The sequence below is a fragment of the Streptomyces sp. NPDC060002 genome (assembly GCF_042737245.1).
Lineage (GTDB): Bacteria > Actinomycetota > Actinomycetes > Streptomycetales > Streptomycetaceae > Streptomyces.
In genome coordinates this window covers 1-18,811 of sequence record NZ_JBHWUW010000077.1, presented here as the reverse complement: position 1 = coordinate 18,811, position 18,811 = coordinate 1, and the positions used below count along the sequence as shown (strand labels likewise).

Sequence of the window (18,811 nt, the reverse complement as noted above, 5' to 3'; positions counted from 1 at the left end):
AGTGGGACGAGGGAGACAGTGAGACGAGGACGCGAGTGAGTCGTCCGGGTCGTCTGCGTCGGCTGCTGTCCCGGCCGCGGCCGAAGCTGGTGTCGCTGCGCACCACCTTCGCGGTGTCGTTCGCGGCCGTGACGGCAGCGGTCACCGTGCTCGTCGGCGTCCTGTCGTACTCGGCGGCCGCCCGGCTGGTCCGGGTCGACCAGGAGTCGGTCTTCGACGAGGTCGTGCAGGACCTGCGGGACGAGGTGCGCGACCACCGGATGGCGCCGGAGGACTTCTCCTCTTCCGCGCCGGGGCACGACATCGTGCGGCCGGCGCGCACGGACGTGCAGGTGCTGGGCGCGGACGGTTCGGTCGTGGACAGCGGGAGCCCGGGACTGCCCGTCGTGTCCGCCGACCGCACGGTCGCGGCGGTCGCGGCGGCCGGGCGGATCACCGAGCACAAGGACGTCGACGTCGGCAGCGACGTCTACCGCATCGCGACCGTCTCCCTGGGCGGCGGCCGGGGCGCGGTGCAGGTGGCGCAGGAGTTCAGCGACACAGAGGACCTGCTGCGGGCCCTCCAGCAGCGCACCGTGATCCTGATGATCGCGGTGGTGACGGCCGCGGGGCTGTTCGGCTGGTGGCTGGCCCGGCGCATCACCCACCGCCTGGTGATCCTCACCACCGCCGCCGAGGACGTCGCCCGCACCCGCCGGCTCGGCGTGCAGGTGCCGGTCACCGGTCACGACGAGGTGGGCCGGCTGGGCCGTGCCTTCGACCGCATGCTCGGCCGGCTCGCCCAGTCGGAGGAGGACCAGCGGCGGCTGGTCCAGGACGCGGGGCACGAACTGCGTACGCCGCTGACGTCGCTGCGGACGAACATCTCGCTGCTGCGCCGCATCGACGAACTGCCGCCGGACACCCGTGACGAACTGGTGGCGGACCTGACCCAGGAGGCCCGGGAACTGACCGACCTGGTCAACGAGCTCGTCGACCTCGCGGCCGGCCAGTCCGACACCGAGCCGCCGCGGCGGCTGGACCTCGCCGACATCGCGGAGGAGGTCGCGGGCCTCACCCGGCGCCGCACCGGGCGGCAGGTCCTGATCCGGACGAGCGGTGACACCACCCTCTACGGGCGGCCGGGCATGCTCCAGCGGGCGGTGTCCAACCTCGTGGAGAACGCGACCAAGTTCGACCGCGAGGGCGGGGCGCCCGTCGAGATCGCCGTCACCGGGCCGTCCCGGCCGGGCGTCGTCCGCGTCGAGGTCCTCGACCGCGGGCCGGGTATCGCCGAGGCCGACCTGACCCGCGTCTTCGACCGCTTCTACCGCGCCGCCGACGCGCGCTCCCTGCCGGGCTCGGGGCTGGGTTTGTCGATCGTCCGCGAGGTGGCGCTGACACACGGGGGCGCGCCCTTCGCCTTCCGGCGGGCGGGGGGCGGCTCGGTGATCGGGTTCACGGTGGGGGGCGGGTTGCCGGACGGGCCCGGGGAGGACGGAGGCTGAGGGCCACCTCGTGCCACGGGCACTCCGGACGCACGTCGGGCGTGGCCACGGGCACTCCGGACGCACGTCGGGCGTGGCCACGGGCACTCCGGACGCACGTCGGCCGGGCCTCGCGGGGGCGAGGCCCGGCCGGGAGTGTGCGGAGGTCTACGGAGGCGAGAGGTTGATCTTCTGGGTCGTCGAACCCACGGTGGGCGGGCGCTTGATCGTGAAGTTCTTCTTGTAGGTGTCGTCTTCGCAGCTCACGGTGGCCGTTGCCTTCGTGCCGGCCCCCTTGTCGATCTTCTTGAAGGTGACCGAGTAGGTACTCGAGTCCTCCACGTCCGCGCTGTCGTCGGTGCGCGTCTCCTGGCCCGCGACCACCTTTACCTCGACGGGCGAGTTTCCGTTGTCGCAGTCGGCGACCTTTCCGGTGACCAACACTGTCCCGCTGTTCGGGTCAGCTCCTGCCTGGCCTGCCGTGGCGAGTGCAGCGCTGCCCGCTAGCGGGAGTATCGCTGCGATGGCGAGAACTTTGAAACGCTTGCGCATAACTTCTCCTAGCTCGTCAGTTCGTCCTGCGAAAGGCTCCCGAGAAACACGGTTCATCGACGCCCGTTCGCTGTTCCGGCCGACGCGGTGAAGTGATCCTCTCCCAAGATCGCGCCTCCATCCGTGCAGGTCAAGGGCGGTAATTACCCATGGCGCACGGGGTAGGACTACCCACGGCGGAGCCTGCGGAGGGCTCTATTCCAGGCCGGTGAGTCCGTGTTCCACGGCGATTCGCGTCAGATCGGGACGGCGTCGGGATCCCGTCTTCTCGCCGATTCGGTCGAGATGCGAATGGACGGTGTGTTTGCTGATGCCCAATGCGGCGGCGATCTCGTGGTCCGTCGAACCGTTGGCGAGAAGGCGCAGGATTTCCTGCTCCCGGTCCGTGAAACGGGGGGACGGCCCCACCAGATGGCTGGCGGGCGCGGAGACGTAACTGCGCCCGGAGCCCACGGTCCGAATCGCCGTGAGCATTTCGGTCGCCTCCGCCTGCCGGCTCAGATAGCCGCTCGCGCCCGCCTGGATCGCCTGGACCGCGCCCAGGTGCGGTGAGGACGACACCACGAGGACGGCATGCCCCCTCCGCCGCAGCTTCGTCACGGTCGCGGCGAGTCTCGGGGCGGACTGCTGGAGGTCCATCAGGACGACCTGCGCGCCGCGCAGGCTGCCGTCCGCGCTCTCGATCGACGGTGCGGCCGCGACCAGGTGGAGGTCGGGAGCGGTGACGATCAGGTTCGAGATGCCGTGCCGGAAGACGGGGCAGTCCCCGATGACCGCGATCCGCACGCGTTCGGCGCAACCGCTCACCGGCACCTCCGCTGCTCGATGGACATGCCACGACAGACACGCCCCGTCACCCAGAGTCGGCGCAGGGGGCGCCTCCTGCGCGGTGGACTGGACCATCGGGGGAACCGAGGCGGGGTGAGGCAGGTCATACAGGGCGGATTGAGTTCCGGACCGGGGTGAATTCCGTACCCCCGTATGACGGGCGGTGTCCGGATGCGAGGATGAGGCGCCATGACTGCTGGGCGGTGTACTCGCACGTTACGGGCCGCGCTGTTCGCGGCTGTCTGCGTGCTGCTCGCCGCCCTGGGCCACGTGATGATGTCCGGGGCCGAGGTGCCCGCGTGGGCGCTGGCCGCGGGCGTGGCCGTCACCGGGATCGCGGGCTGGTGCCTGGCGGGCCGGGAGCGCGGGCTGCCGCTGATCGTGACGGTCGTGGTCGCCGCCCAGACGGCCCTGCACTCGGCGTTCTCGCTGGCCGGGCAGCCGGAGTCCGGTGGCATGGCGTCCACGGGTATGGGTGCCATGGGCATGGGCATGGGCTCGATGCGCATGGACTCCATGGACATGGACATGGGCCACATGGACCACGCGAGCCATATCGGCCACATGAGTCACATGGGCCACATGAGTCACATGGGGGAGGCCGCCGGAGAGGGCGGCTCCTCCTCGTCGGGGATGCTCGCCGCCCACCTGCTCGCCGCGCTGCTGTGCGGGCTCTGGCTGGCGCACGGCGAGAAGGCCGCGTTCCGGATTCTGCGGGCGCTGGCCGGACGGCTGGCCGCGCCGCTGCGGCTGCTGCTCGCCCTGCCCGCCACCCCGGACCGGCCGCGTGTCCGGTTCCGTCGCCGTGGCTCGGCGCGAGCGCCCCGGCTGCTCCTTCTCACCCACGCGATCACCACTCGGGGTCCGCCCCTGGGAGCCGCTGCCGCCGTCTGACATCCGACGGTGTGACATCCGAAGGTGCGACATCCGACGTGTGATGTCCGACATGCGATGTCCGACGACAGGCCGGCAGCAGGCGACCCGGGGCTGCCCCTGTGCGCTCCGGGCCACGGCCGTACGCCCGCGCAGGCGGGTGTGAGGCCGTTTCTCCCTCATGCCCTCGTGGATGATCCGAGAAGGACACCAGGTGATCACGTCTGCCCCCCAGGCGCCCCAGGCATCACAGGCCGCGCCGACAGCACAGGCCGCACTCGACGAGTCGATCACCGCATGGGCGCTCGCCGCCCGGGCCGGTGACGCGGACGCGGTCGAGCGCTTCGTGCGCGCTCTGCACCGCGACGTCCTGCGCTACGTCTCCCATCTGTGCGCCGATCCCCAGGCGGTCGACGACCTCGCCCAGGACACCTTTCTGCGTGCCCTCGGCAGCCTGCACCGGTTCGAGGGCCGCTCCTCGGCGCGTTCCTGGCTGCTGTCCATCGCCCGCCGGGCGGTGATCGACAGCTATCGGTACGCCGCCACCCGGCCCCGGCTGTCCGACGTACCGGACTGGCAGCTCGCCGCCGAGCGCGCTCAGCCGCGCGACCTGCCGGGCTTCGACGACGGCGTCGTCCTGCTGGACCTGCTTGCCTCGCTCCCGGCCGAGCGGCGGGAGGCGTTCGTCCTCACACAGCTGGCCGGCCTGCCCTACGCGGAGGCGGCGGAGGCGAGCGACTGCCCGGTCGGCACCGTGCGTTCGCGCGTGGCGCGGGCTCGGGCGACCTTGGCGGACCTGCTGGAGGAGGAGCCGGCGGGCGAAGCCGCCACCCTCGCGGCCTGACCCGTACGACCGGCCCCGTACGACCGGCCCCTACGACCGGCCCCCTACGACCGGCCCCGTACGACCGGCCCCCTACGACCGACCCCCTACGACCGGCCCCCTACGACCCGTGAGGCCCCTACGGCCCCTGAGACGACCCGGGCGGGTCACCGTGCTCCATTGGAGACGGTGGCCCGCGCCATGGGTCAATGTTGTGCACTTTCTTGACGGCAGTTACTCGAAGGCCTAACTTCACGGTGTCCTTCCCCCGGTCAAGGGAGACCGCGATGCCCCCGTCCCCCGTCGCATCACCGTCACCGTCACCGTCACCGTCCACGGCCGCCGAACGAACCCGGCAGCTGCGCGTCGTCGCCGCTTCCGGACTGCTCGGCACCGCCGTGGAGTTCTATGACTTCCTCGTCTACGGCACCGTCGCCGCCCTCGTCTTCGGCGAGCTGTTCTTCCCCGGCGCCGACCCCGCCGTCGGCACCATCGCCGCGTTCGGCACCTTCGCCGCCGGCTATGCCGCCCGCCCGCTCGGCGGCATCCTCTTCGGGCACTTCGGCGACCGGCTCGGCCGCAAGTCGATGCTGCTGCTCACCATGGGCCTGATGGGCGGCGCGAGTTTCCTCGTCGGACTGCTCCCCACGTACGACACGATCGGCGTGTGGGCGCCGGTGCTGCTGATCACCCTGCGGGTCGTGCAGGGCATCGCCATCGGCGGCGAGTGGGGCGGCGCCACGCTCATGGTCGTCGAGCACGCGGGCGACCGGCGGCGCGGACTGTGGTCCAGCTTCACGCAGATGGGGGCCCCGCTCGGCTCCCTGCTCTCCACCGCCGTCGTCGCGCTCGTCGTCACCCTCCCCGAGGACGAGTTCGCGGCCTGGGGCTGGCGGGTGCCGTTCCTGCTGAGCGTGGTGCTGCTCGGCGTCGGGTTCTTCGTCCGCCTCAAGGTCGTCGAGAGCCCGCTGTTCGCCGAGGTGAAGAAGGACCGCGTCGAGTCGCGGCTGCCCATCCTCGACGTCCTGCGGCGACCGCGCCCGCTCCTGCTGGCCTGCTGCGTCGGCATCGGCGCCTTCACCGCCCAGTCGCTGCTCACCAGCTATCTGATCGCGTACGCCACCGGTATCGGCTACGCCCGCCCGCAGGTGCTCACCGCGCTCACGGTGTCCGCCGCCGTCGCCCTCGTCGTGCTGCCCTGCGCCTCCGCGCTCTCCGACCGCGTCGGCCGCCGTCCGGTCGTCCTCGCCGGAGCACTCGCCTCGGCGGCGCTCGCCTTCCCCGTCCTCGCGCTGGTCGACTCCGGGTCGCCCGGGCTGCTGATCCTCGCCGTCGTCCTCGGTCACGGCATCGCCCAGTCCACGATGTACGGCCCGCTGGGCGCCCTGCTCACCGAGATGTTCGGCACCCGGGTCCGCTACACCGGCGCCTCCCTCGGCTACCAGGGCGCCACTCTCATCGGCGCCGGCTTCTCCCCGATGATCGCCGGCAGCCTGGTGGCGGGAAGCGACAGCAGCACCCCCGTCTCCCTGCTGCTGTGCGGCGGCGCCGCCGTCACCGCCGTGACCGTCCTCTTCGTACGCGAGACCAGTCGGACGTCCCTCGCCGACACCGCGGACCCCGCCGAAGGCTCCGACGCCCCCCACACGCAGGAGATCTCCGCATGACGCCCCGCCACCCCCACACCCGCTCCCACCCCCACACCCACCCCCATCCCCGCTCCCACACCCGGCCCCGCTCCCGTACGCGCACCGCCTGGGTGGCTGCCGTCCTGCTCGCCGTCGCCGCCCTCCCGGCCTCGACGGCGGCGGCCGCGCCGGACACGAGCCATGTCGAGGGCCGGCTCCCCTCCGGCGCCACGTACCTGATGGACGTGCCCGCCGCCTGGAACGGAACCGTCCTGCTCTTCAGCCACGGCTACACCTCAGGTCCCGCCAACCCCGCGCAGGACGCCCCGGACGACGCCACGAAGACCCTCCTCCTCGAGAAGGGCTACGCGCTCGTCGGCTCCTCGTACGCCACCACGGGCTGGGCGGTGACGGACGCGGTCCCCGACCAGCTCGCCGCCCTCGCGGCCTTCACCGACCGCTTCGGCGCGGCCGGCCGGACGATCGCCTGGGGACGGTCGTACGGCGGGCTCGTCACCACGGCCGTCGCCGAACGCCATCCGGACCGCATCGACGGCTCCGTCGCCCTGTGCGGCCTGGTCCAGGGCGGTGTCGCCAACTGGAACAACACCCTCGACCCCGCCTTCGCCGTCAAGGCCCTCCTCGCGCCCGGCTCCGACGTCCCGTTGGTGGACCTCGCGGACCAGACGGCCGCCACCGACGCGGCGAACACCCTGACGGCCGCGGTCGACTCGGCGCAGACCACGGCCGCCGGCCGGGCCCGGATCGCCCTCGCCGCCGCCCTGCACAACATCCCGGTCTGGAACCAGCCGACGCAGCCCCGGCCCGCCGCGACCGACTGGGACGCGCAGCAGGCCAACCAGTACGACGCCGTCAAGGGGCTGCTGAAGATCGCCGCCTTCAACCGGCGGCAGGAGGCCGAGGTCCGGGCCGGCGGGAACATGTCCTGGAACACCGGCGTCGACTACGCGAGGCTGCTCGGCCGGTCCTCCGTCCGCAAGGAGGTCACCGAGCTGTACAGGAAGGCCGGACTGTCCTTGACGGCCGACCTGGCCGCCCTGAACCGCGCCCCGCGTATCGCCGCCGACCCCGGCGCGGTGGCCTGGATGAGCGAAACCAGCTCCTTCACCGGTGAGTTGACCAAGCCGCAGCTCTCCGTCCACACCATCGGTGACGCCCTCGTCCCGGTCCAGACCGAGAGCGCCCTGCGCCGGGCCGTGACCGCCGCCGGGGCCTCGGCGCTGCTGCGGCAGGCGTACGTCGACAACGCGGGCCACTGCACCTTCAGCCCCGCCGAACAGCTCGCCGCCCTGCACGCCCTGGAGGACCGCCTCACCACCGGCCACTGGCGGGGCACCGACCCGGCCGCTCTCAACTCCCGTGCCACGGCGGCCGATCCGACGACCCCCACCCGCTACGTCCCCTACCGCCCCACTCCCTACCCGCGCCCGTACGACCTCGCCCACCCGGCCGACCTCCGGTAATCCCGTACGACCGTCCGCCGCACCCGCCGGCGGGCGGTCGTACCCTTTCCCCCGTGGAGGACGACGACATCCCGGACACCATGCTTCACGACCTGCCGGACGCTTCCGACGGCGGCGCCCCGCAGCTGCGCCCGCAGTCGCTCATGCTTGCCTTCTTCGGCAACCACGTGCTGGAGGAGGGCGACCTGTGCGTCTACTCGGGCAGCATCATCGACGTGCTCGGCCGGGTCGGCGTCGGTGAACAGGCCGTACGGTCCACGCTGACCCGCATGGTCAGCCGGGGGCTGCTGCGGCGGCAGCGGGAGGGCCGCAAGATGTACTTCGGCCTCACCGAGCAGGCGACGCGCGTACTGCGGGACGGCCGTACCCGCATCTGGCGCGAGGGCGCGGTCAACGACGACTGGGACGGCGACTGGACGCTGCTCGGTTTCTCGCTCCCCGAGTCCCGCCAGCGAGAGCGCCACGACCTGCGCTCACGGCTCGCCTGGTCCGGGTTCGGGGCGCTGTACAGCGGTCTGTGGATCGCGCCGGGGAGGGTGGACGTCGCCGCCGTCGTCGCCGAACTCGGCCTGACCGCCCACGTCAAGATCTTCCACGCCTCGGCCGACGAGGCCACCGACATCGGCCTCATGATCCGCGACACCTGGGACCTGGAGAGCGTCGCCGCCCGCTATGTCTCCTTCGACAAGCGCTGGACCGCCCACCTGAACGCGGGCCCGGGCGAGGACCCCATCGGCACCCGCCTGCGCCTGGTCAGCGAATGGCTCTGGACGATCCGCACGGACCCCCGTCTCCCGTCCCGCCACCTGCCCCCGGACTGGCCGGCCCGGCCCGCCCAGGACACCTTCCGCCGGGTGGCGGAGCGGACAGCGGCCCCCGCCCACCACCTGGCCCGCGCCCTCCTGGAGACAACCCCCCTGCGCTGAGGCCGTTCAGCTGTTCTTGCGGGCCACTCCGCCGTAGATGCCGATCGGCGGGGTGTCCTTCTTCGGGGGTTGTTCGGGGCGCCAGTCCGGGACCGGGACCAGGCCCGGATCGAGGAGGGTGAAGTCGCCGAAGAGGTCCAGGACCCGGGCGTGGGGGCGCAGGTTCAGGGAGGCGCTGGCCTTGTTGTAGACGGAGGCCGCGTTCTCGCGCCGGTCCTCGTGGACGTCGCCCGTGGCGTGCGACAGGACGAGGTAGGAGCCGGCGGGCAGCGCGTCGCGCAGTGTCGCGACGACGGCGTCCGGGTCGTCCGCGTCGGCGAGGAAGTGCACGACGGCCACCAGCAGCAGTGCCACGGGCTCGTCGAAGTCGATGATCCTGCGGACGTCGGGGTGGTCGAGGACGGCGCGGGGATCCCGCAGGTCGGCCAGGACGACCGAGGTGTGCGCGTCGGCGCCCGGGTCGGCGTCGGCCATGAGGGCCATCGAGTGGGTGCTGACGATCGGGTCGTTGTCGACGTACGCGACCCGGGTCCCGGGGGCTGTGGAGTGCGCGATCTGGTGCACGTTGGGCTCGGTGGGCAGGCCCGTACCGATGTCGAGGATCTGCCGGACGCCGCCCTCGGCGACGACGTGCCGGACGGCGCGGTGCATGAAGTGCCGGTTGGCGCGGACCCCCTCCCGCACCTCCGGCGCCACCTTGATGAACTCCTCGGCGGCATCCCGGTCGACCTCGTAGTTGTCCTTCCCGCCGAGGAAGTAGTCGTACATCCGGGCCGGGTGGGGCTTGCTGGTGTCTATCTTCAAGAAGGGGCTGCCGGTGCCGCCGCTACCGGCGTCGCTGCTGCCGCTGAGGGGAGAGGTCATGCTGCCTGGCTCCGTCCTGGACTCGCGTCCCACCACCGGATCGAACCGCCGTGAGTGACTGTCGGATCATCATTCACCATGCGGGGCCGCTCGAGGACCAGCCCCGTCCCCGCGGCGGTCGACACGTTCCGTGAACCCGAACGACCGGACCCACAACGGGAGTTCCCGTCCGGCGAGGCCTGATCCACTGCGACCCTTATCCGATCCACCGGCCCTACGGCGAGGCGTCGACGTCTTCGCCTTCCGGCCCACCGACGACCGGGCGGCGGCCGTTCGCCGCCTCGGCGATGTCCCCGGCGGCGCCGGACGGAGTCAGCGTGCCGCACCCACGGAAAAGGGCGAGGTCCGAGGACCTCGCCCGCATCGATAGGACCTCAGCTCACGGCCACACCAGACAGTAGGGCTGATGCCCCGCCTCATGAAGCCGATGCGAGAAGTCCTGCCACTCGTGCAGCAGCTGGTACACGTTGAACGCGTCGCGGGGGCCGCCCCGGTCCGGGACCGTCGACCAGATGAAGGCCGCCGCGCCCACCGCTTCCTCGCCTATGTCCCGCAGCGGATCCACGACCGTCATGGGGAGCTTCACCACGGCGTAGTCGGGGTGGAGGACGACCAGTTCCAGCGGGGGCACCTTGTTGAGGGGGACGCCTTCGATGCCGGTCAGCACCATGGCGGCCATCGTCTCCGGCTTGATCTTGGTGAACATGCCGTTCATGCCGAGCTCGTCGCCGCCGAGTTCCTCGGGGCGCATCGAGATCGGGACGCGGGCCGCGGTCGCGCCGTCGGGCGCGCCGAAGTACTTGTACGTCACCCCCACCCGACCACCATTCCTGCTCCCCGCCCGCAGGGGATCGATCCGCTGGTCGACTCGCCGGTCGATCTGCTCGAACCGCTCGATCTGGTCGATTCGGTCGATCTGACCGATCCGGTCGATCCGCTCGGGCTCACTCGGTACACCTTGTGCCTGTGTCTGACGTGCTTCGCCGGCTTCCTCCGCGTCGCGCCGGTGCTTCCCCCGCCGGGCACGTCGAGGACCCAGGTCGTCAGTCCCCTCGCCCAGTCCGCCACCGCGATGCATATCTCCACCCGACTGCTTTTCTAGGACGCGTGGCCCCCGCCGCGCAACCCGATCATCGTGTCAGTGACCTCCCCCGCGGCCGCCCGCCGAAACGTGCGGTGAAACACCTGTCCGCAGGATCTTCGCAGCCACTGGACACCCGGTTGGTGTGAGCTACGTCTGTCAGGCCCGTTCCGACTCAGTTTCGCAGATGGTGGAGCGGATGACGGCCCCGCCGGCCCCGGCAGCCGCTGGCCTACCCTGGGAGGTCACTGACAACCGGAGTCCAGCAAGTCGGAGAAGGTCGGAGAAGTCGCAGGTCATGAGCGAACTGCCCTATTCATACGATGCGCCTGTATCGCAGGCGCTGTTCGACCGTGCGTCCGCCGTCACGCCGGGGGGTGTGAACTCGCCGGTGCGCGCGTTCCGGGCCGTGGGCGGCACGCCCCGGTTCATGGTGTCCGGCACCGGCCCGTATCTGACGGACGCCGACGGCCGGGAGTACGTCGACCTCGTCTGTTCCTGGGGGCCCATGATCCTCGGGCACTCGCACCCCGAGGTGATCGCCGCCGTGCGGGAGGCCGTCTCGCGCGGTACCTCCTTCGGTACGCCCGGTGAGGGCGAGGTCGCGCTCGCCGAGGAGATGGTCGCCCGTATCGAGCCCCTGCAGGAGGTGCGGCTCGTCTCCAGCGGCACCGAGGCCACCATGTCGGCCATCCGGCTGGCCCGCGGGTTCACCCGGCGCGCCAAGGTGATCAAGTTCGCCGGCTGCTACCACGGGCACGTCGACTCGCTCCTCGCGGCGGCCGGCTCCGGGGTCGCGACCTTCGCGCTCCCGGACACCCCGGGCGTCACCGGCGCCCAGGCCGGCGACACCATCGTCCTGCCGTACAACGACCTCGAGGCCGTGCAGGAGGCCTTCCACCGGCACCCCGGCGAGATCGCCTGTGTGATCACCGAGGCCTCGCCGGGCAACATGGGGGTCGTGCCACCGCTTCCCGGCTTCAACCAGGGGCTCAAGGACGCCTGCCAGAACAACGGCGCGCTCTTCATCTCCGACGAGGTCATGACCGGGTTCCGGACCAGCCGGGCCGGTTGGTACGGGATCGACGGCGTGCGGCCCGACCTGATGACCTTCGGGAAGGTCATGGGCGGCGGCTTCCCCGCCGCGGCCTTCGGCGGGCGGGCGGACGTCATGGCGCACCTCGCCCCCGCCGGGCCCGTCTACCAGGCCGGCACCCTCTCCGGGAACCCGGTGGCGACCGCCGCCGGGCTCGCCCAGCTCCGGCTCCTCGACGACGCCGCCTACGCCAGGATCGACGACGTCTCCACCCGGATCCAGTCCCTGGTGTCGGAGGCGCTGGCCAAGGAGGGTGTCGCGCACACGCTCCAGAGCGCCTCCAACATGTTCTCCGTCTTCTTCACGGACCGGCCGGTCCGTGACTACGACGACGCCAGGGCGCAGGAGTCCTTCCGCTTCACCGCGTTCTTCCACTCGCTGCTGGCGAACGGCGTCTACCTGCCGCCGTCGTCCTTCGAGTCCTGGTTCGTGTCCACGGCCCACGACGACCGGGCCGTCCAGAGAATCGCCGACGCCCTCCCGGCGGCGGCCCGAGCGGCTGCGGAGGCCACAGCGGCATGACCACCCCGGAAAACGCCCCCGAGAACGCGCCCGACAAGGCCTTCGAGGACGCCCTCGAGGACGCCTTCGACACCACCTCGGGCCACAAGGACCTCACCGTCGTCCACCTCATGCGGCACGGTGAGGTCGACAACCCCGACGGGGTCCTCTACGGCCGTCTCGACGGCTACCACCTCTCCGAGCTGGGCCGGCAGATGGCCGACCGGGTCGCCGAGCACCTCGCCTCCCGCGACGTCACCCATGTCGTCGCCTCCCCGCTGGAGCGGGCGCAGGAGACGGCGACGCCGATCGCCAAGGCGCACGGGCTCGACCTGGCCACCGACCCGCGGCTCCTGGAGGCGGAGAACGTCTTCCAGGGCAAGACCTTCGGCGTCGGGGACGGGGCGCTGCGCCGGCCCGAGAACTGGAAGCACCTCGTCAACCCGTTCAAGCCGTCCTGGGGCGAGCCGTACGTCGACCAGGTCGTGCGGATGACGGCCGCGCTGGACGCGGCGAAGGACGCGGCCCGCGGGCACGAGGCGGTACTCGTCAGCCATCAGCTGCCGATCTGGATCGTGCGGTCCTACGTCGAGCGGCGGCGACTGTGGCACGACCCGCGCAAGCGGCAGTGCACGCTCGCCTCGCTGACGACCTTCACGTACCAGGGCGACAGGATCGTGTCCGTCGGCTACAGCGAACCCGCCATCGACCTGGTGCCCGCCCATCTCCGGGCCGGCGCCAAGCCGGTGCAGGGGAAGGGCAAGGCCTTCGGGGCGTAGGCCCGCCGCTCGGCCGGGTTCGGCCCAGCCCCGGAATCCGCTCACCGGATCTCTCGCGGCCGGATTCCCTGGCTGGAATAAGCCCCTCTGTTACGGAATCCGGAACTATCGGCGGAACCTCCTCGTTCGTCACGTCCTCTGAATGGGTGACCATCGGAAAATGTGACGAACGGGGTTGCCATGCGCGCCATCACCCGAAGGGGAGCACTCGGACTCGGTGCGGGGGCCGCCGCCGCTGCCGGACTCGTGGGCTGCGGCAGCCTCACGGACTCGGACGGGCCCAGCACCCCCGGCGGTTCCAGCGGCTCCGGCAAGCCCTCGGGCAGCGCCAGTCCGAAGGTCACCGCCCGCCCCCTCGGCGACGGCTCCACCTCCTTCACCGGCAAGCAGCCCCACCAGCCGGCCAAGCCCGTGCCGCTCCAGCCCGGCGAGGAGCCGCCGCAGTTCGTCGTCTTCTCCTGGGACGGGGCGGGCGAGGTCGGCAACGGCCTCTTCACGCGCTTCCTCGACCTCGCGAAGGCGCACGGCGCGAGCATGACCTTCTTCCTCTCCGGGCTGTATCTGCTGCCCGAGTCGAAGAAGCGGCTCTACGACCCGCCGAACAACCCGCGCGGCGCCTCCGACATCGGCTACCTCACCGACGAGCACGTCAGGATGACGCTCGACGGCGTCCGCCGTGCCTGGCTCGAGGGGCACGAGATCGGCACCCACTTCAACGGGCACTTCTGCTCCGGGAACGGGACCGTCGGCAACTGGACGCCCCGGCAGTGGCGCAGCGAGATAGACCAGGCGAAGTCGTTCGTGAAGGAGTGGCGGACCAACACCGGCTGGAGCGACCTGCCCGCGCTGCCCTTCGACTACGACAAGGAACTCGTCGGCGGCCGCACGCCCTGCCTGCTCGGCCAGGACAAGCTGCTGCCCACCGCCCGTGCCCTCGGCTGGCGCTACGACGCCTCCTCGCCGGGCGGGCGTCAGGTGTGGCCGGACAAGAAGGACGGGATCTGGGATCTGCCGTTGCAGCAGATACCTTTCCCCGGCCGCGGTTTCGAGGTCCTCTCGATGGACTACAACATGCTCGCCAACCAGTCGGTCAACACGACCAAGGCGCCCAGCCACAACTACCCGGGCTGGCGGCAGCAGTCCTCGCAGGCGTACATACAGGGATTCAAGCGGGCATTCGAGACGAACCGCGCGCCCTTCTTCGTCGGCAACCACTTCGAGCAGTGGAACGGCGGCATCTACATGGACGCCGTCGAGGAGGCCTTCAAGCACATCGCGCGCGAGAAGGAGAAGGGCGCGGACGTACGGCTGGTCTCCTTCCGGCAGTTCGTGGACTGGATCGACGTCCAGAAGCCGGAGGTCCTCGAGAAGCTGCGCACCCTCGACGTCGGGCAGCAGCCCGCCGGGGGCTGGAAGACCTTCCTGGGCGCGAGCACCCCCTCCGCGTCCACCTCTGCCTCGACCTCGGCGGGTACCGCCGCCAACGCTGCCTGAAATGGGGTTTTCTCCCCGCAAGGGGGGTGCGCAAGATCCCCAGAACGGGCATGCGAAACTTTTCACATGAGTGCCGCCAGCCGCGCCCCCCTGTGCTCGACCAGCCGGAACCGTTCGCGCCGTGCCGCCCTGACCACGGCCGCCGGCGGAGCCGTCGCCGCACTGCTGCTGTCCGCCTGCACCTCCGGAGGAACCGCCGGAGGAGGCGGTGACACCCACTTCGTGATGGGCGAGGACGGCATCTCCACCGCGAAGAAGGGGTCGCGCGCCGCGGCCCCCGACCTGTCGGGCAAGACGATCGACGGCAAGCAACTCGACGTCGCCGCCTACAAGGGCAAGGTCGTCGTCCTCAACGTGTGGGGCTCCTGGTGCTCCCCGTGCCGCGCCGAGGCCCCCGGCTTCCAGAAGGTCTCCCAGGACCTCCAGGCCGACGGTGTGCAGTTCGTCGGCATCAACACCCGGGACACCAAAGCCGCCAACGCCGTGGCCTTCGACAAGCAGTACGGCATCGGCTACCCCAGCCTGTACGACCCGACGGGCAAGCTGATGCTCCGCTTCAAGAAGGGCACCCTCAACCCGCAGGCCATCCCCTCCACGCTCGTCATCGACCGGGACGGCAAGATCGCCGCCCGGTCACTGGCCGCGCTCAGCGAGGAGAAGCTGCGCAAGATGATCTCTCCGGTCCTCGCGGAGAAGTGACGTGAGCGCAGTCACCACGCTCGCCGCGACGGGCTACAACGACACGGTGCTCAACGGCGCCCTGCTCGTCGCCCTGCCCATCGCGCTGCTCGGCGGTCTCGTCTCCTTCTTCTCGCCCTGCGTCCTGCCGCTCGTCCCCGGTTATCTCTCGTACGTGACCGGGGTCGCCGGCACCGACCTGGCCGAGGCCCGCCGCGGGCGGATGGTCGCCGGCGCCTCCCTCTTCGTCCTCGGCTTCACCGCCGTGTTCGTCTCCAGCGGCGCCCTGTTCGGCTACTTCGGTGAGAACCTCCAGGCCAGCCAGGGCGTCCTGTCCAAGGTGCTGGGTGCGCTCATGATCCTCATGGGTGTCTTCTTCATGGGCCTGATGCCCTGGATGACCCAGCGGGAGTTCCGCTTCCACAAGCGGCCGGTCGCCGGACTGGCCGGCGCCCCGCTGCTCGGCGCCCTGTTCGGCATCGGCTGGACCCCCTGCATCGGACCCACCCTCGCCTCCGTGATCGCCCTCTCCTCCCAGCAGGGAAGCGCGGGCCGCGGTGCCATACTGACCGTCGCCTACTGCCTCGGCCTCGGCGTGCCCTTCGTCCTCGCGGCGGTCGCCTTCCGCAAGGCGCTCGGCGCCTTCGGCTGGGTCAAGCGGCACTACGTCTGGGTGATGCGGATCGGCGGCACGATGATGATCGTGACCGGTCTGCTGCTGCTGACCGGTGCGTGGGACCGCCTCGTGCAGGACCTCCAGTCCTGGTCCGCCGGCTTCACCGTAGGGATCTGATTCATGAGCAAGAGCACCGTCGGCTCCGCCCCGGGCGAGCCCCCGGCCGCCTCCGACGAGCAGGATCTCGGCGCCGCCGGCTCCCAGCTGTCCACCGCGCCCGTTGAGTCGCTCTCCTCCGTGCCCGCTCTGGGCGTGGTCGGCTGGGCCCGCTGGTACTGGCGTCAGCTCACCTCCATGCGGGTCGCGCTGCTCCTGCTCCTGCTGCTGGCGCTCGGCGCGATCCCCGGTTCGCTGATCCCGCAGACCGGGAACGACGCGACGAAGGTCGCCGACTTCGAGCAACGGCACACCGTTCTCGCGCCGGTCTACGACAGGCTCGGCCTCTTCCACGTCTACAGCTCGGTGTGGTTCTCCGCGATCTACATCCTGCTGTTCGTCTCCCTCATCGGCTGTATCGTGCCGCGCACCTGGCAGTTCGTGGGCCAGCTGCGGAGCCGCCCGCCGGGCGCGCCCAAGCGTCTGACCAGGCTGCCCGCGTACACGACGTGGCGTACGGACGCCGAGCCGGAGCAGGTCCGCGAGGCCGCGCTCGTCCTCCTCAAGAGGCGCCGCTTCCGCGCCCACCTCGCCGGCGACGCGGTCGCCGCCGAGAAGGGCTACCTCCGCGAGGTCGGCAACCTCGCCTTCCACGTCGCGCTGATCGTGATGCTGACCGCCTTCGCCTGGGGCCAGCTCTTCAAGACCGAGGGCAACAAACTGGTCGTCGAGGGCGACGGCTTCTCCAACACCCTCATCTCCTACGACGACTTCAAGTCCGGCACCCTCTTCGACACCGGTGACCTGACACCGTTCAGCTTCGTCCTGGACAAGTTCACCGGCACCTACGAGGAGAGCGGCCCCAACAAGGGCACCCCGCGCACCTACCAAGGCGCCATCACCTACAGCGTGGGCGCCTACGGCAAGGACAGGAAGACCGTCGTCAAGGTCAACCACCCGCTGGAGATCGGTGACTCCAAGGTCTACCTCACCGCCCACGGCTACGCCCCCCTCGTGACCGTCCGCGACGGCAAGGGCAACGTCGTCTACCACGACGCCGTACCGCTGCTGCCGCTGGACTCCAACGTCACCTCCTCCGGCGTGATCAAGGTCTACGACGGCTACAAGAACGCCCAGGGTGTCAGCGAACAGCTCGGCATCATGGCCACCCTCCTGCCGACGTTCACGCAGGGCAGCGAGACCGCCTCGACGTTCCCGGCGCTGCGCAACCCGATGCTGAACCTGACGCCGTACCACGGCGACCTCGGCGTCAACTCGGGCATCCCGCAGAGCGTGTACCAGCTCGACACGGCCCACATGAAGGACTTCAAGGACTCCGAGAAGCTCCAGCTGCGGGACAACCTGAAGCCCGGCGAGACCATGACCCTCCCGAACGGCGCCGGCTCGGTGACCTACGAGGGCACCAAGGAGTGGGCGAACTTCCAGGTCACCCAGCAGCCCGCGAGCGGCTGGGCGCTGGGCGGGGCCATCGCCGCGATCTTCGGCCTCGCCGGGTCCCTGTTCCTCCAGCGCCGCCGGGTCTGGGTGCGCGCCTCGCGCGGCGCCGACGGCGTGACGGTGGTCGAGATGGCCGGGCTCGGCCGCAGCGAGTCCGCCAAGGTGCCCGAGGAACTCGGCGACCTCGCCGGGATCCTGTACGACCAGGCACCCTCGGCCCCGGACCCCGACACCCCCGAACCGCCCGCCTCCTCCGCGTCCCCCGAACCCGAAGTCGTACCTGCCGAAGGGGCTGAGAAGTGACTCTCGCCGCCACCACGGAGCTTGCCGCCGCCACCAACGAAAACCTCGCGAGCATCAGCAACACGCTGATCTACTCCGCGATGGCCGTCTACACCCTGGCCTTCTTCGCGTACATCGCCGAGTGGCTCCTCGGCAGCCGCAGCAAGGTAGGCCGTACCGCCGCCGCGCTCACCGCCACGCCCGCGGCCGGGGGCCCGGCCGTCACCGTCAAGAAGAACGGCGGCACGGCCGTCCTGGAGCGGCCGCAGGTCGTGGTGCGCTCCGCGGCCGGCGCGCGCGACGTGCCCGACGGGCCCGGCGCGCACGGCGGTGACGAGCAGGGCGACATGTACGGCCGGATCGCCATCTCCCTCACCGTGCTCGCGTTCCTGGTCGAGCTGGGCGGCGTGATCGCCCGCGCGGCCTCGGTGGAGCGGGCGCCGTGGGGCAACATGTACGAGTTCAACATCACCTTCTCCACGGTGGCCGTCGGCGTGTACCTCGGGCTGCTGGCGCTGAGGAAGAACGTGCGCTGGCTCGGCCTGTTCCTGATCACCTCGGTCCTGCTGGACCTGGGTCTCGCGGTCACCGTCCTCTACACGGCGAGCGACCAGCTGGTGCCGGCGCTGCACTCGTACTGGCTGTACATCCACGTCTCCACCGCGATCTTCTGCGGCGCGGTGTTCTACGTCGGCGCGGTCGCCACGATCCTGTATCTGTTCAAGGACGCCTACGAGAACAAGCTGGCGACCGGCGGCAAGCCCGGCAAGTTCGCCAACTCGGTCCTTGACCGGCTGCCGGCCTCGGCCTCGCTGGACAAGTTCGCCTACCGCGTCAACGCGGCCGTCTTCCCGCTGTGGACGTTCACGATCATCGCGGGCGCGATCTGGGCGGGCGACGCCTGGGGCCGCTACTGGGGCTGGGACCCCAAGGAGACCTGGTCGTTCATCACCTGGGTCGCCTACGCCTGCTACCTGCACGCCCGCGCCACGGCCGGCTGGAAGGGCCGCAAGGCCGCCTACCTGGCCCTGATCGCGTTCGGCTGCTGGCTGTTCAACTATTACGGCGTCAACATCTTCGTCTCCGGAAAGCACTCGTACGCGGGCGTCTGAGGCGTAGGCCCGCACCCCGGGCCCCTAGGTTCTGTCTGATAATTGATCTTGTGGTGGGTCGTGGTGAGCTGACGGATGTGGCGTGGGAACGGATAGCGCCGCTGCTGCCGGGTG

At 70.9% G+C, this 18,811-nt stretch carries 17 protein-coding genes; 13 read left to right on the top strand and 4 right to left on the bottom strand.

Translation table 11 applies throughout. From position 1 onward, the window contains the following. Nucleotides 1–35 precede the first annotated feature (35 nt). Nucleotides 36–1,487, top strand: coding sequence for an ATP-binding protein (locus ACFWBD_RS37995; protein ID WP_385677613.1), 1,452 nt, complete (start codon nt 36–38; stop codon nt 1,485–1,487). Nucleotides 1,488–1,634: 147 nt separating this feature from the next. On the opposite strand, the gene ACFWBD_RS37990 is transcribed toward ACFWBD_RS37995, so the two are convergent. Further along, a complete protein-coding gene (locus ACFWBD_RS37990) occupies nt 1,635–2,018 on the bottom strand; it encodes a hypothetical protein (RefSeq protein ID WP_385677610.1) in 384 nt (127 codons plus the stop codon). 195 nt (nt 2,019–2,213) lie between these two features. Then, complete coding sequence (locus tag ACFWBD_RS37985; protein ID WP_385677607.1) at nt 2,214–2,825, bottom strand: LuxR C-terminal-related transcriptional regulator; 612 nt, start codon at nt 2,823–2,825, stop codon at nt 2,214–2,216. Between the two features lie 210 nt (nt 2,826–3,035). On the opposite strand from ACFWBD_RS37985, the gene ACFWBD_RS37980 reads away from it, so the two are divergent. The 5 genes from ACFWBD_RS37980 to ACFWBD_RS37960 all read left to right on the top strand — a co-directional run bounded on the left by ACFWBD_RS37980 (nt 3,036) and on the right by ACFWBD_RS37960 (nt 8,580). Continuing rightward, nucleotides 3,036–3,740: a hypothetical protein gene (locus tag ACFWBD_RS37980; protein ID WP_385677604.1), complete on the top strand. Its 705-nt coding sequence runs from the start codon at nt 3,036–3,038 to the stop codon at nt 3,738–3,740. A gap of 193 nt (nt 3,741–3,933) precedes the next feature. Continuing rightward, the gene (locus tag ACFWBD_RS37975) at nt 3,934–4,563 is read left to right on the top strand and encodes a sigma-70 family RNA polymerase sigma factor (RefSeq protein WP_385677601.1); all 630 of its coding nucleotides are present in this window, start codon (nt 3,934–3,936) and stop codon (nt 4,561–4,563) included. 266 nt (nt 4,564–4,829) lie between these two features. Then, nucleotides 4,830–6,209: an MFS transporter gene (locus ACFWBD_RS37970; RefSeq protein ID WP_385677598.1), complete on the top strand. Its 1,380-nt coding sequence runs from the start codon at nt 4,830–4,832 to the stop codon at nt 6,207–6,209. Next, nucleotides 6,206–7,654, top strand: coding sequence for an alpha/beta hydrolase family protein (locus ACFWBD_RS37965; RefSeq protein ID WP_385677595.1), 1,449 nt, complete (start codon nt 6,206–6,208; stop codon nt 7,652–7,654). The genes ACFWBD_RS37970 and ACFWBD_RS37965 overlap by 4 nt, the downstream gene beginning before the upstream one ends. Nucleotides 7,655–7,707: 53 nt before the next feature. Continuing rightward, nucleotides 7,708–8,580, top strand: a complete 873-nt coding sequence (locus ACFWBD_RS37960; RefSeq protein WP_385677592.1) for a PaaX family transcriptional regulator C-terminal domain-containing protein — start codon at nt 7,708–7,710, stop codon at nt 8,578–8,580. 6 nt (nt 8,581–8,586) lie between these two features. Here ACFWBD_RS37960 and ACFWBD_RS37955 read toward each other — a convergent pair whose 3' ends face one another. Further along, nucleotides 8,587–9,444, bottom strand: coding sequence for an SAM-dependent methyltransferase (locus tag ACFWBD_RS37955; RefSeq protein ID WP_385677589.1), 858 nt, complete (start codon nt 9,442–9,444; stop codon nt 8,587–8,589). A gap of 379 nt (nt 9,445–9,823) precedes the next feature. After that, on the bottom strand, nt 9,824–10,261 hold the full coding sequence (locus tag ACFWBD_RS37950) for a hypothetical protein (protein ID WP_351768129.1): 438 nt from the start codon (nt 10,259–10,261) through the stop codon (nt 9,824–9,826). A 562-nt stretch (nt 10,262–10,823) separates the two neighbouring features. Between ACFWBD_RS37950 and hemL the strand changes: the two genes are divergently transcribed. From hemL to ccsB, 7 genes are all read left to right on the top strand, one after another. Further along, nucleotides 10,824–12,143 carry a glutamate-1-semialdehyde 2,1-aminomutase gene (gene hemL, locus ACFWBD_RS37945; RefSeq protein WP_385677585.1) on the top strand — a complete coding sequence of 440 codons (1,320 nt, stop codon included), beginning with the start codon at nt 10,824–10,826 and terminating at the stop codon, nt 12,141–12,143. Between the two features lie 110 nt (nt 12,144–12,253). Then, on the top strand, nt 12,254–12,901 hold the full coding sequence (locus tag ACFWBD_RS37940) for a histidine phosphatase family protein (RefSeq protein ID WP_385677655.1): 648 nt from the start codon (nt 12,254–12,256) through the stop codon (nt 12,899–12,901). Between the two features lie 180 nt (nt 12,902–13,081). Continuing rightward, nucleotides 13,082–14,395 carry a hypothetical protein gene (locus ACFWBD_RS37935; RefSeq protein WP_385677652.1) on the top strand — a complete coding sequence of 438 codons (1,314 nt, stop codon included), beginning with the start codon at nt 13,082–13,084 and terminating at the stop codon, nt 14,393–14,395. A gap of 66 nt (nt 14,396–14,461) precedes the next feature. Beyond that, complete coding sequence (locus ACFWBD_RS37930) at nt 14,462–15,094, top strand: TlpA family protein disulfide reductase (protein ID WP_385677582.1); 633 nt, start codon at nt 14,462–14,464, stop codon at nt 15,092–15,094. A 1-nt stretch (nt 15,095) separates the two neighbouring features. Then, complete coding sequence (locus ACFWBD_RS37925) at nt 15,096–15,866, top strand: cytochrome c biogenesis CcdA family protein (RefSeq protein ID WP_385677580.1); 771 nt, start codon at nt 15,096–15,098, stop codon at nt 15,864–15,866. Between the two features lie 3 nt (nt 15,867–15,869). Then, on the top strand, nt 15,870–17,606 hold the full coding sequence (locus tag ACFWBD_RS37920) for a cytochrome c biogenesis protein ResB (protein WP_385677577.1): 1,737 nt from the start codon (nt 15,870–15,872) through the stop codon (nt 17,604–17,606). Beyond that, nucleotides 17,603–18,697 carry a c-type cytochrome biogenesis protein CcsB gene (gene ccsB / locus ACFWBD_RS37915; RefSeq protein WP_385677573.1) on the top strand — a complete coding sequence of 365 codons (1,095 nt, stop codon included), beginning with the start codon at nt 17,603–17,605 and terminating at the stop codon, nt 18,695–18,697. Before ACFWBD_RS37920 ends, ccsB begins: the two co-directional genes overlap by 4 nt. Nucleotides 18,698–18,811: the final 114 nt, after the last annotated feature.

What these genes read in the sequence shown, in the direction of transcription:
- ACFWBD_RS37980 (WP_385677604.1), top strand. Translation starts at nt 3,036, where the DNA reads ATGACTGCTGGGCGGTGTACTCGCACGTTACGGGCCGCGCTGTTCGCG.
- ACFWBD_RS37920 (WP_385677577.1), top strand. Translation starts at nt 15,870, where the DNA reads ATGAGCAAGAGCACCGTCGGCTCCGCCCCGGGCGAGCCCCCGGCCGCC.
- ACFWBD_RS37940 (WP_385677655.1), top strand. Translation starts at nt 12,254, where the DNA reads ATGCGGCACGGTGAGGTCGACAACCCCGACGGGGTCCTCTACGGCCGT.
- ACFWBD_RS37990 (WP_385677610.1), bottom strand. Translation starts at nt 2,018, where the DNA reads ATGCGCAAGCGTTTCAAAGTTCTCGCCATCGCAGCGATACTCCCGCTA.
- hemL (WP_385677585.1), top strand. Translation starts at nt 10,824, where the DNA reads ATGAGCGAACTGCCCTATTCATACGATGCGCCTGTATCGCAGGCGCTG.
- ACFWBD_RS37955 (WP_385677589.1), bottom strand. Translation starts at nt 9,444, where the DNA reads ATGACCTCTCCCCTCAGCGGCAGCAGCGACGCCGGTAGCGGCGGCACC.
- ACFWBD_RS37970 (WP_385677598.1), top strand. Translation starts at nt 4,830, where the DNA reads ATGCCCCCGTCCCCCGTCGCATCACCGTCACCGTCACCGTCACCGTCC.
- ACFWBD_RS37935 (WP_385677652.1), top strand. Translation starts at nt 13,082, where the DNA reads ATGCGCGCCATCACCCGAAGGGGAGCACTCGGACTCGGTGCGGGGGCC.
- ACFWBD_RS37930 (WP_385677582.1), top strand. Translation starts at nt 14,462, where the DNA reads ATGAGTGCCGCCAGCCGCGCCCCCCTGTGCTCGACCAGCCGGAACCGT.
- ACFWBD_RS37965 (WP_385677595.1), top strand. Translation starts at nt 6,206, where the DNA reads ATGACGCCCCGCCACCCCCACACCCGCTCCCACCCCCACACCCACCCC.